Origin of the sequence: Mycolicibacter kumamotonensis, assembly GCF_002086285.1 — a bacterium.
Taxonomy (GTDB): domain Bacteria; phylum Actinomycetota; class Actinomycetes; order Mycobacteriales; family Mycobacteriaceae; genus Mycobacterium; species Mycobacterium kumamotonense.
Map to the genome: position 1 here is coordinate 40605 of NZ_MVHU01000021.1, position 12739 is coordinate 53343.

8 protein-coding genes are annotated in these 12739 nt (G+C 70.1%); 3 read left to right on the top strand and 5 right to left on the bottom strand.

Going from position 1 to position 12739, the window contains the following annotated elements; all coding sequences use genetic code 11:
- Window positions 1-55: 55 nt before the first annotated feature.
- Window positions 56-427: a nuclear transport factor 2 family protein gene (locus BST28_RS14470; protein WP_083081596.1), complete on the top strand. Its 372-nt coding sequence runs from the start codon at window positions 56-58 to the stop codon at window positions 425-427.
- 7 nt (window positions 428-434) lie between these two features.
- On the opposite strand, the gene BST28_RS14475 is transcribed toward BST28_RS14470, so the two are convergent.
- The gene (locus tag BST28_RS14475; RefSeq protein WP_083081598.1) at window positions 435-1124 is read right to left on the bottom strand and encodes a cutinase family protein; all 690 of its coding nucleotides are present in this window, start codon (window positions 1122-1124) and stop codon (window positions 435-437) included.
- 156 nt (window positions 1125-1280) lie between these two features.
- Between BST28_RS14475 and BST28_RS14480 the strand changes: the two genes are divergently transcribed.
- Entirely contained in the window at window positions 1281-2522 is a 1242-nt protein-coding gene (locus tag BST28_RS14480) for an HNH endonuclease signature motif containing protein (protein ID WP_083081600.1), read from the top strand.
- Window positions 2523-2633: 111 nt separating this feature from the next.
- On the opposite strand, the gene BST28_RS14485 is transcribed toward BST28_RS14480, so the two are convergent.
- Window positions 2634-6071, bottom strand: a complete 3438-nt coding sequence (locus BST28_RS14485) for a non-ribosomal peptide synthetase (RefSeq protein WP_065288331.1) — start codon at window positions 6069-6071, stop codon at window positions 2634-2636.
- Window positions 6072-6142: 71 nt separating this feature from the next.
- Between BST28_RS14485 and BST28_RS14490 the strand changes: the two genes are divergently transcribed.
- Window positions 6143-7687: a (2,3-dihydroxybenzoyl)adenylate synthase gene (locus BST28_RS14490; protein WP_019735582.1), complete on the top strand. Its 1545-nt coding sequence runs from the start codon at window positions 6143-6145 to the stop codon at window positions 7685-7687.
- Here BST28_RS14490 and BST28_RS14495 read toward each other — a convergent pair.
- The 3 genes from BST28_RS14495 to BST28_RS14505 all read right to left on the bottom strand — a co-directional run bounded on the left by BST28_RS14495 (window position 7684) and on the right by BST28_RS14505 (window position 12697).
- The gene (locus BST28_RS14495) at window positions 7684-8301 is read right to left on the bottom strand and encodes a DUF3060 domain-containing protein (protein WP_065288332.1); all 618 of its coding nucleotides are present in this window, start codon (window positions 8299-8301) and stop codon (window positions 7684-7686) included. The genes BST28_RS14490 and BST28_RS14495 overlap by 4 nt on opposite strands.
- A gap of 74 nt (window positions 8302-8375) precedes the next feature.
- A complete protein-coding gene (locus BST28_RS14500; RefSeq protein ID WP_029249310.1) occupies window positions 8376-10112 on the bottom strand; it encodes an ABC transporter ATP-binding protein in 1737 nt (578 codons plus the stop codon).
- The gene (locus BST28_RS14505; RefSeq protein WP_019737685.1) at window positions 10109-12697 is read right to left on the bottom strand and encodes an ABC transporter ATP-binding protein/permease; all 2589 of its coding nucleotides are present in this window, start codon (window positions 12695-12697) and stop codon (window positions 10109-10111) included. The genes BST28_RS14500 and BST28_RS14505 overlap by 4 nt, the downstream gene beginning before the upstream one ends.
- Window positions 12698-12739 lie beyond the last annotated feature (42 nt).

Here is a 12739-nt window from a genome sequence, read left to right on the forward strand (position 1 = left end):
GCTCCGATTGCACGTTCGGCGAAGGCTAGGCCGCGCCCTGCGTCACACTCCCCTGATGGACGTCCGCACCACGATCGATACCTACCTGCGGGCCTGGATGCGGCAGGACCCCGAACTCATCGTCACGATCTTCACCGAGAACGCGGCCTATCACGAGCGGGTCCTCGAAGAGCCGATTCGCACCCGGGCCGGAATCCGCGACTACTGGCAGACCAAGGTGGTTGAGGGACAAGCCAATATCGACGCCCGGTTGCTCAACCTCTATATCGCCACCGACGGCACCACGGTGATCGCCGAGTGGGAGGCCACTTTCGACGACCGGGTGCAGGGCCGGCGCAAGCGGATGCGCGAAGTCGCGATCCTGGAGTTCGACGGGAATCGGATCGCGAGCCTGCGCGAGTACTGGGCGTCGGAAGTGGTCGGGTGATACGGCTTCAGAGGTGGCTCGCCACGAACGCCGCGGCCTGAGCGGGCATCGGCGACTGCTCGTAGGACAGGTGCGCCGCGGAGGTCATCTCCTCCTGCGAAGGCAGCGCCAGGGCGCCCGGAGTGCAGATCGGGTCGCCGTCGGCACACAGATCGATGGCCTTGGCGCCGTACCAGGGGCTGATCTCGCTGATCGGTCCCCCCAGGTATCTGCTGGTCGGATTCCCGAAGACAGCGACCGCGGCCACGTGTGCGGCCTCGTCTTCCGAAAGTGTGGCGGCGTTGAAGCCCGCCACCGATGCCCGCGCGATGGTGATCAGGTCGATGACCATCGCGCCTTGCGAGTAGCCGCCGAGCACCAGCTTGGTGTCGGGGCAGTTCGCAACCATGGATTGGACGTGTGCGTTCGCGTCGCCGGCGCCGGCCGACGCCGACGACGGCCAGTCGTCGGAGGCGGGGTAGTTGACCGCATACACCCCGACCGACTTGCCGCCGGCCTGCGAACGCACGGCGTCGATGAACTTCTGTCCGACTCCGCCCACACCGGGTGGCTCGGCGGTGGCGCGGGCGAAGGTCACCTCCACGTCGGGGCAGGGGGCAGCGGACGCGGCGGGGACGACGACCGGCGCGGCGGGCAGCATCGCCAAGGCCGTCAGCACGGGAACACCGAGTAATGCGACCGATCGGCGCGCTTTCATATCACCGATGCTGACACACCGCGACCGCGCTCCACCACCCCTGATCGCGACATCGGACGGCGTTTTTCCGACACTTTCGGGGCATCGAGTCCCCGCGCCAATGGCTCGGGGAAATTTCCACCCGATGTTGTCGGACCCCGCTGCGATGATGAGGTCATGTCCTTGAGCGCGGTGCCTGCAGCCTCCCGGCTGAGCTCTTGCCAGCGCCTTGACGTGTTGTTCGAGGAATTGTCGGAGCTGACCGGGCAACGCAATGCCATCGATGGACGCATCGTGGAGATCGTCGCCGAGATCGAACGCGACCGACTATGGGGCGCCACCGGGGTACGCTCCATCCCCGCACTGGTGGCCTGGAAAACCGGTATGTCACCGAGCAACGCCGCAACCATCGCGACTGTGGCCCACCGCCTCGACGAATTCCCCCGCTGCACTCAAGGCTTGCGCGAAGGCCGCTTGTCCCTCGATCAGGTCGGCGTCATCGCCCAACGCGCCGCCGACGGCTCCGATCAGCACTACGCCCAACTCGCCGGGGTTGCCACCGTCACCCAACTACGCACCGCGATCAAACTCGAACCCCGCCCCGACCCCGACCCCCGAGCAGAACCGCAACGCTCGATCACCAAAACCACCGATGAACACGGCAGCTACTGGCGCATCACACTCAACCCCCTCGACGCGGCAAAATTCGACGCCGCCCTCCAAACCCACCTCGACGCACTGATCGCCGAATACAAGCGCGACCACGACGATGGCGCCTCGCAGCAGCGGCCACCACTACCCAATACCGCCGATGCGTTCATGCGCCTGCTCGAAACCGGCTGGGACACCGAGGCCACCCGCCGCCCCCACGGCCACCACACCACGGTGGTGATGCACCTCGACATCGAGCAGAAGGCCGCGCAGCTGCACCTGGGACCGCTACTGACCGACGCCGAACGTCAGTACCTATTGTGCGACGCCACCTTTGAGGCCTGGTTCGAGCGCAACGGTGAGCCCATCGGTGCCGGGCGCACCACCCGCACAATCAGCCGCCGACTGCGCCGCGCGCTGGAACACCGTGACCGGACCTGCGTGGTTCCCGGCTGCGGCGCCACCCGAGGCCTGCACGCCCACCACATCCGACACTGGGAAGACGGCGGCCCTACCGAACTGGTCAACCTGGTGCTGGTCTGCCCGTATCACCACCGCCTGCACCACCGCGGCATCATCACCATCACCGGCGATGCCGCCAACCTCACCATCACCGACCACACCAACCGACCCCTCACCTCAGCATCCCTGGCCCGACCACCCACACAACCGCCACCCACCGTCGCACCCTGCCCCGGACCCACCGGAGAACGTGCCCAATGGTGGTGGTACCAACCCTTCCAACCCCAACCACCACCGACTAACTAGGCCGCTAACGGGCCCCGCACTAGGTCTGCGCTCAAAATCGTTCGATCCGATATCGCCACGCCTTCCGCCCGAGTTGCTGGAGGGTGTCCGCAAGGATGCCGAGACAGTGAATCAGTCGATCTCGGACAATGCCTCGGCCACCTCCGCCGAATCCAGCTGCGCCACTTCCAGATAGACCTCGGCGACGGCGTCCAGGCGACCCGGATCGGACTCCGCGGCCACCAGCCGAGAAGCCAGCCGGGCCACGGTGCGGGTCGCGAAGATGTCGGCGACCACCGCGGCGGGCGCGTCCAGCCAGGTGCGGATGCGCGATATCGCGGCGGTGGCCAGCACCGAATCCCCACCGAGAGCGAAGAAATCATCGTCGGCGCCTACCCGATCCGCGTCGAGCACCTCGGCGATGATCGCGGCTAACGCCCGCTGTAACGGCGTAGCAGGCTCGCGGTAGCCGTCGGAGGCTGCGAAACCCGCGGCCAGCTCGGCCGTCACCGCGCGCCGGTCGATCTTTCCGGCCACGGTGTAGGGAATCACCGGAACGACCTGCAGTCGCCGCGGGATCATGTGCTCGGGCAGTGCTTCGGCCAGCCCCGACCGCAGCCCCGCCACGGTCAGCGCCGGATCATCAACCCGCACCGCGGCGGCCAGCACCTCACGCCCTTGGGATTCACACAGCGCCACCACCACGGCCTCGGCCACCCCGGGCAGTCGGCGCAGCGCGGCTTCGACCTCGCCGAGTTCGATGCGGTACCCGCTGATCTTGACACGGTGATCGGCACGGCCGACGAATTCCAGAACGCCGCCGGGCCGGTAGCGGGCCAGATCGCCGGTGCGGTACCAGATTCGGCCGTCGTGCTCGACGAACTTCTCGGCGGTCAGGTCGGGCCGGCCCCGGTACCCCGAGGCGATGCCGCGTCCGGAAACCCACAGCTCCCCGGTCACCCAGTCCGGGCGGTCGGTCCCGTCGGCGCCGACGACGCGGCAGGCGATGTTGGGCAGCGGGGTGCCATAGGGAACCGAGGCCCAGTCGTCCGGCGGTTCACCGTCGACCTCGCAGACGGTGGCGTGGATGGCGGTTTCGGTGGCCCCGCCCAATCCGGCGAACCGAACCCCGGGAGCGGCGGCGGCAAAGCGCACCGCCAGCTCGGGGCGCACCCAGTCACCGCCGGTCAATACCGCACGCACCGAGGACAATTCGCCGCCGACGGCGACCAGCATCTCCAACGCGCCCGGCATCAGGTTGAGCACGCTGACCCGATACCGAGCCACCAGCCGCGCCCACACTTCGGGGCTGCGACGGTCCGCCTCGTCGACCATCACGATCGCTCCCCCGGCGCGCAACATGGCGAAGACGTCGAGCACCGACATGTCCGCATCCAGGGTGAGCAACGCCAGACTTCGATCGTCCGGGCCGAATCCGTAACGTGCGCTGAGGGTTTCGACGGTGTTCATCGCCGCGTCGTGCGTGAGTTCGACGCCTTTGGGTTCGCCGGTGGATCCGGAGGTGAACACCACATAGGCCAAGGCGGACGGATCGGTGACCACCGGTTCCGCGGCATCGCAGCGCGCGACGGCCTCCCGGACGCTCAACGCCGGAATGGGCAACGCCGGCACCGATTCCCCGGTCACCAGCGCCACCGATGCGCCGCCGAGATCCAGGATCCGCTCCACCCGCTCGCGGGGCTGATCGGCGGCGATCGGCAGGTACACCGCACCGGCGGCCAGGATGCCCAGCAGTGCCGGGATCTGCTCGACGCCCTTGGGCCCCAGCAGCGCGACGGTGTCACCGGGGCGCACCTCGCGCTCGCGCAGCGCAAACGCCACCGCCAACGTCTGCTCGCGCAGCGCGCCGTAGCTCAGCTCGCCCGATCCGTGCAGCACCGCGGGCGAATCCGGCGCCAGCTCGGCGTGCCGAAAGAACCCGTCCTGCAAGGCTTCCCCGCTGGATTCGGCGCTGCCGGCGTTCACCGCGGCGCGCACCTGGGCTTGCTCGGCGGGCAGCGCGGCCGGGGCCGGCTCGTCCCAGCCCTCACCGCCGGCCAGCCGGGTCACGTCGGCGATGTGGTGGGCGAACATCGCGTCGATGACGCCGGGCGGGAACATCTCCTCGCGCACATCCCAGTTCACCAGCACGCCACCGTCGAACTCGGTGACCTGCGCGTCGAGCAGCACCTGTGGACCCTGGGAGATGATCCAGACCGGGGTACCGAAGGTCTCGGTGACCTGGGCGGCGAACAACTCCCCCAGCCCGAGGGCGCTGGTGAACACCACCGGCGCCAGCACCTGGGTGCCGCGGTGGCGGCCCAGGTCACGCAGCACCGCCAGCCCCGGGTAGTCGGCGTGCGCGGCGGCGGTGCGCATGGCGTCCTGCACGGCGTGGGCGCGGGCGGTGCCCGACAGTGCCCCACTGAGATCCACATCCAGCAGCAGCGACGAGGTGAAGTCGCCGACCAGCCGATCGACGTCGTCGTGCAGCGGTTCCCGGCCGAACAGCGGCACATTGAGCAGGAAGCGCGGTGCGTCCGACCAGCAGGCCAGGGTGTGCGAGAACGAGGCGGCCAGCGTCATCGCCGGGGTGACACCGCGGGCGCGGGCCTGTTCGAACAAGGCGTCGCGGGCGGCCGGGTCCAGCCGGTGCCAGCGCCGGGTACTGCGGCGCGGGTCGGCGGCAGCACCGGCCGGCGGCGGCAGCTTGGGCGGGTCGGGCAGGTCGGGGATGCGCTGCGTCCACCACTGCCGGTGGCTCTCGTCGGGCGCCCGGTCGGCCACCGCGCGGCGGTACTGCCGATAGGTGTAACCCAGTTCCGGCACGTGCGCGCCCCGGTAGGCGGCGGCCAGGTCGGCCATCAGGGTGCGGTAGCTCATCGCGTCGGCGGCCTGCATGTCCAGATCGACATGCAGCCGCGCGGTGCCGTCCGGCAGCAGCGACACGGTGAGCTCGAAGACCGCCCCGTCGAGTTGTTGATGCGACTTGGCGTCCCGGGTCGCAGCGAGGCGTGCGGCAGCCTCGGCGGGTGACAGGGCCCGCAGGTCCTGCACCGCCACGGGTAGGCCGGCATCGGGCCGGATGCGCTGGGTGCCGTCGGGCAGGAATTCCACCCGCAGCATCGGGTGCCGGGCGGCCAGCGCATCGGCGGCGGCGGCCAGGCGTTGCGGGTCCAGTCCGGGGCCATCAAATTCCACGTACAGGTGGCCGGCCACCCCGCCGAGCGCCACGTCGTCGTCGCGGCCCACCCACATCGCGTGCTGCATGGGCGCCAGCGGGAACGGCGCGGTGTCGTCCTCGGGCTCGGGTCCCGTCGAGGGCAATGCTGCCGACGACGCGCCTGAGACCAGTGCCGTCCAGGCGGCGACGGTGGGTTCGGCGGCGAGCGCCGCGAAGTCGACGTCGAGCCCCCGGCGTCGCCATTGGCCGGCCAGGCTCATCATCCGGATCGAGTCCAGGCCCTGTCCGACCAGGTCAGCGTTGGTGTCGACGGTTCCGGCGGGGACGCCGAGCAGCTCGGCGACCTGCGCGCGAATTTCGTCTGGCCCCACCCCGCCACCTTTCATTAGTGAAGGCTGCCCTAATTTCGTTGAAGCTACTCTAGCTACGGTCCACCGTCGGCAAGCCAGGGAGTCACATGCACGGGTTCGTACCGTTTCCGGCCGAGCGGGCCGCCGCCTACCGCGCCGCCGGCTACTGGCAGGGCCGGCCGCTGGTGTCGCTGGTCGACGATGCCGCCGCGCGCTGGCCGGACCGTGCCGCCGTCATCGATCCCACTTCGACGCTGTCGTATGCCGAACTGGACATCGCGGCCGAGAAGGCAGCGGCGGGCCTGCACCGGCTGGGGGTCACGCCCGGTGACCGAGTTCTGCTGCAGTTGCCCAACGGCTGCCCGTTCGCGATCACGCTGTTCGGGCTGCTGCGGCTGGGCGCCATCCCGGTGCTGTGCCTGCCCGGGCACCGCGCCGCCGAGATCGGGCATCTGGCCGCGGTCAGCGACGCGGTGGGAATCGTGATCCCTGATGCCACTGCGGGTTTCGACTATCCGGCGATGGTCGCCGAATTGGGGCTGCGGCGGCTCATCATCGATGAGACCACCGACCGCCCCGCACCGCGATTCACCCCGGATCCGGCCACCCCGGCGGTGCTGCTGGTCTCCGGCGGCACCACCGGGCTGCCCAAGCTGATCCCCCGCACCCACAACGACTACGTCTACAACGCCACCGCCAGCGCCGCGCTGTGCGAGCTGACCGCCGACGACGTCTACCTGGTGGCGTTGCCGGCCGCCCACAACTTTCCGCTGGCCTGCCCGGGATTGCTGGGCGCCATCTCGGTGGGTGCGACCACCGTGTTCGGCACCGACCCGAGCCCGGAGGCGGCATTCGCCACCATCGCCCGCCACCGGGTGACCGTCACCGCCCTGGTTCCGGCGTTGGCAACGCTGTGGGCCCAAGCCTGCGACTGGGAACCGCAGAAACCGACGACGCTGCGCTTGCTGCAGGTGGGCGGCGCCAAGCTGGCTGCAGCCGACGCCCGCCGGATCCGGGAGGTGCTGACCCCGGGCCTGCAGCAGGTGTTCGGCATGGCCGAGGGCCTGCTCTGCTACACCCGGCCCGGCGACTCCGCGGAGGTGCTGGACACCACCCAGGGTCGGCCGTTGTGCGCCGGCGACGAGGTGCGGGTGGTGGACGAGGACGGCGCCGAGGCGTCCGAGGGTGAGCTGATGGTGCGCGGGCCGTACACGATCAACGGCTACTACAACGCGACAGAGGCGAACGAGCGATCCTTCAGCCCGGAGGGCTTTTATCGCAGCGGGGACCGGGTGCGCCGCCTGCCCAACGGCTACCTGGAGGTGACCGGGCGGATCAAGGACGTGATCGTCCGCGGCGGCGAGAACATCGCGGCCGACGAGCTGGAGGCGCATCTGCTGAGCCATCCGGCGATCCGATCGGCTGCCGCGGTCGGCCTGCCGGATCAATATCTGGGCGAAAAAGTCTGCGCTGCCGTCGTTTTCAACGGTGCGCCGCTGACGCTGGCAGAGCTGAACAGTCATCTCGCCCAAGGCGGGGTGGCCACCCATGTCCGGGTCGATCAGCTTGCGCCGCTACCGGCACTGCCCACCACCGCTGTCGGCAAGATCGACAAGAAGGCGATCGTGCGGCAGGTGGGAAACGCGACTTAACCTCGTTCGACGACGTTGTCGAACCCGGCGGTCTGTACCTCCGGATTCCCGGAGCGGTAGGTCACCCGGTTGTTGAGGCCGGATGCCGCGACCTTGGGCGTCGAATCGACGGTGATGACGTTGCCGATTCCCGACACCGTCAGGTCGCCGCACGGCCCGGTGAGCTCCACCGTGTTGCTGACACCGCTGACGGAGACGTTGCGGCCGGCGCAGGCCAGCGTCTTGTTCTCCCCGGCCCCGGAAATGATGATGGTGGCGGCGCTGTTAGGCACCGGGACGGCCGGCGGCGCCGCGACGGGCGGCTCCGGGGCCTCGACCGGCGCGGCCGACGGCTGCGGCGCCTCGCCGCTGGGGCCGCTGGGCATGGCCGGGTGCCCCGGCGTGGTGTTCGTCGAGCCGCCGGCGATCAGGAACACCGCCGCGGCGGTTCCGACCGCGAACACCGCCGCCAGCGCGCCGGCCGCAACGGCGATTCTTCGTCTGATGGCGAGCGCCGGTGGCGCGTGCCCCTCGGTGCCCGCGGACGGCACGGTCAGTTCCGCTGCCCTGGCGAAGTCCGACAGCGGGCGCTCCAATTCCCGAATCCGGGCCTCGGGGTCATCGTCGGCGTTCACACCTGTGATGATCGCACAACCGACGCGATGGCGATGGGCCGTTGCGTCCGGCTCCGCTGCGTTTGCGACCGCCGCTACCCGGTGTGGATCTGCCAGCCGGCGGCATCGTTCTGCTGCCGCCAGAACTCGTCGAAACGCCCACCGGCGGAACGTAATTCCTCAATGGTGCCGTCTTCGACGATCTGGCCGTTGTCGAGGAAGAGCACCCGGTCGGCCTGTGCGATGCTGGCCAGCCGGTGCGCGACGATGACCCGGGTGCGCGGCCGCAGCTCGGCGGTCAGCGCGTCGACGATCGCCGCCTCGTTCTCGGTGTCCAAGGCGCTGGTCGCCTCGTCGACCAGCAGTACCGGCGCCGGATTGAGCAGAGCGCGGGCGATGCTGACCCGTTGGCGCTCACCGCCGGACAGCGCCGCGCCGGCCTCCCCGACCGCCGAGTCGACGCCGTCGGGCAACCGGCCGGTCAGCTCGTCGACCCGGGCGAGCTCGATGGCCCGAACGAACGCCTCCTCCTCCGCGCCCGGGGCTCCGACCCGGATGTTGTCGCGGATCGTGCCGTCCAAGAGGTAGGGATGCTGGAACACCATGCTGCTCGCCGCGCGGCGCGCCGCGGCGGGTAGCCCGGTGGCGTCGACACCGTCGAGCAGAACCCGCCCGCCGGTCGGTTCGTGCAGACCGGCGATCAGGGCCAAGACAGTGCTCTTGCCCGAGCCGGACGGCCCGACGATCGCGGTCGTGGTGCCCGGCTCCAGGGTGAAACTGACCCGGTCGAGCACCGGTGCACTCGCCGCGTAGCCGAAGGTGACGTTGTCGAACTCGATGCGGGGCGCCGCGGCAGGGTCGGGCAGCGCGTCGTCCCCGACCGTCAGCGCCGGTGCGGTGAGCACGGCCCGGATCCGCTCGAGGCTGGCCCGCGTCGATTCCACCGCCGGCGCCAGCTCGCTGATGGTGGTGAAGGGTTCCAGGTAGCGGGCGATCACGACGATCAGCGCGATGGCTTCGGGGACGCTCAAGGTGCCGGTCACGGTCAGCGCGGTCGTGGCGCCGGCGAGCAGGATCAGCGCACCCTGGCTGGCCAGGCTGAACAACAGCTGACCGGGGATCTGCATGAGCAGCAGCCGCATGGCCGCACCGTGCTGGGCGGCCAGGGCCGCGCCGACGGTGCTGCGTTCGGGTTCGACCCGCCGTGCCGCGCGCAGTGCCTGCTGGGTGCGGGCGAATTCGATGATGCGCTCGGTCAGTGCGGTGTTGGCGTCCCCGGCGGCGGCGTCGGCGCGGGCGCTGAGCCGGTTGGCCGCCCACAGCGCCCCCATCAGCAGCGGCACCCCGCCCAGGGCGGCCAGACCCAGCTGCCACGACACCCCGAGCAGCGCCACCGCGATCGCCGGTGGCAGCAGGACGGCACTGATCAGCGGGGTCAGCAGGTTGACGACCAGACTGACCAGTTCGGGGCCGGTGGCGGCGATCGACTGCCGCGCGATGGCGGTGTTGTCGGGGGTGAACCAGTCCAGCCGAATTGTCGGCAGCCGGTCGGCGACATCGTGCTGGGTGTGGTCGAGCACGGCGAATCCGAGGTCGAAACCGATGCGCGCGCAGGCGAAGTCGATCAACCAGCCGGCCACGGTCGCCACGGTCAGCCAGCCCAGCCAGGTCAGCGCCTGGCTCGGGTCCGCGGAGAACAGCGCGGCCACCAGCGGGACCAGCAGCACGGTGCCCGCCGCCCGCACCGCGACCGACAACAACGTCAGCGCGGTGTAGCCCAGTAGCCGGCCGCGGCGGTCGCGCGGGATGAGCTGGATCAGGGTGCGGATCACCGGGCCGCCTCCGCTCCGGCGGCCACGGCCCGGCGCCCGGTTTCCCACAGTTGGAGGTAGCGTCCCCCCGCGGCGAGCAATTCGTCGTGGGTGCCCCGCTCGGCGACGGCGCCGTGATCGAGCACCACGATCTGATCGGCGCCGGTGACCGTGTGCAGGCGGTGGGCGATGACGAGCACGGTCCGGTCCCTGGTCAGACGGTTCAGCGCCTGCTGCACCAGGTATTCCGATTCGGGGTCGGCGAAGGCGGTGGCCTCGTCGAGGATGAGCACCGGCGTGTCGGCGAGGATGGCGCGGGCGATGGTGAGCCGTTGGCGCTCGCCGCCGGAGAGGGCCGCGGCCGCACCCAGCACGGTGTCATAACCGTCCGGCAGTCGCAGGATGCGCTCGTGGATCTGCGCTTCGCGCGCCGCTTTGTGTACCTGCTCGTCGGTCGCGTCCGGGACGGCCAGTGCGATGTTGTCACGCACGCTGCCGTGCACCAACTGGGTTTCCTGCAGCACGAAGCCGACCCGACGATAGAGCTCGTCGGGGGGCAACGAGCGAATATCCTGCCCGTCAACGGTTATCGAACCCTGCTGAACGTCATGGAAGCGGGCCAGCAGCGCGGCCAGGGTGGACTTGCCCGATCCCGACGGACCGACCAGCGCGGTCACCGTGCCCGGCCGCAGCGTCAACGACACATCGGAGATCACCGGCACCCCAGGGCGGTAGCCGAAACTGACGGACTCGAAGCGCACCGTCCCGGGCTGGGTCTGCGCCGACGCCGATTCCGGCGCCCGCACCTCGAGTTCGGGCTCGTCCAGCGCGATCTGCAGCCGCCGGGCCGCCAGCATGCCGCCGCGGATACCGCCGACGCCCAACCCGATACCCAACAGCCGGGCGCCGAAGGTGGTGCCCAGCAACAGGAACGGCAACAGGTCCACCGGGTCCATCCGGCCGGCGACGATCAGCGGGGTGCCGGTCAGCACGATCAGCCACAGGAATGTCGACGGGCGGGTGACCAGATCCATCAGCGTCTTCTTGCCGACGAACGGGCGCTGCCAGTCCACCAGGAAATTGATGTAGTCGTCCAACCGCTGGCGGAAGGTCGAGGCGGCGGCCCCGCCGAACACCCGGATCACCGGCTGGCCCTCCAGGTAGGTGCCGGCCTCGCCGTTCATCCGTTCGGCCCAGCGTTGCGCCTGGCTGATCTTGGGCCCGGACTGGGTCATCATCACCGACATCAGCACCAGGTAGATCAGCACCGGCACGAACAACACCAGCGCCACCCGCCAGTCCACCACGAACAGGTAGACCAGCACCGCCACCGGTGCGACCACCGCGGCCACGGCATCGGGGATGGCGTGGGTGACCAGGTAGTGCAGGGACAGGGTGTCGTCGGCGACGAGCTGCTTGATCGATCCGGATCCGCGGGCGGTGAACCAGCCCAGCGGCAGTCGGGCCATCTTGCCCAGCAGCCGGCTGCGCAACCCGCTGGCGAAACGGGCGTCGACCACGTGCAGCCACAGCGTCAGCCCGGCCCCCAGCAGCGTGCCCAGACCGAGCAGCGAGACCGCCGCGATGGCAAGCGTCCACAGTCGCGACTCGTCGGCACCGGACACCAGCAGCCGGGCCAGCTCCACCAGCAGTACGAACGGGGCCAGCTGCAGCAGCGTGATCACGGCCTGCAGAACGCCGGAGGCGATCAGCGGCGCCTTCAGGGGGGCCAGCAGCCGGCCCGCGGCCTGGGCGCGCCACTCCCCCTTGACGTTGACGCGCTCACCGGGCGCCGTAGTCGCACTTTCCTGCGGTGGCCGCGGGGTCGACGCGGCGGTTTCGCCGGCTTCCGGGGCGCGCTGGGTGCCCATGGCACGCCCGGCGTTCCAGTAGGCCTGCGCGTGGATCTCGGATTTGGGGAAGCCGAACTCGTCGCGCAGCCGCGCCCGCAACGCCTTCAGTGTCGCGGCTTCCGGCGTCGCCCAGGCATACCAGTCCGACCAGTCCCGCGATTCGATGGCAGCGGCCAACGAGTTCGCGTCACGGCGAGGCACCCAGTGCACCCGCAGGCGGGGATGCTCCCGCAGCGGGATCAACGGGTCGCTGTCGTCGTGCTGTTCGAGGTAGAGCTCGATCGGCATGTCGGGCGGGACGGTTCCGATGATCCCGTTGATCCCCGGAATCGATGCCGAGTCCCCCATCAACAGGTAACCGGCGACGTGCGTGTCGGGATCGGGCGCTTCGAAGCGGGACGAACCCATCATCGACACGGCCGCGACGCGCGCCCCCGGCTCGACGGTGCGCGCCCACCGGCTCCCGGGACCGTCCGGTTCGTGCAGCACCATGTCCACCGCGAAGCGGCCGGTTTCGGCATCCCCCTCGGCGATGGTGTACGCACGCTGGAACTCGGTGCTCGAGCCGTCCGGGTCCGGGAACCAGAACCGCAGCCACGCACTGGGTTCGACGGTCGCGTCGGTGAACAGGGTCGGTGAATGCATCCAGACCCTGATGCAGTGCGGGGCGATCCAGCTGGTCTCGAGCACCGTTGCGATGTGGTCCCGGGCGCCGAAGCCCCGCAGTATCGCGCCCTGCAAACCGCGCGCCATCTAGGTCCTTTCGCCAACGGTCGCCCACCCCGCGGGGCGGGA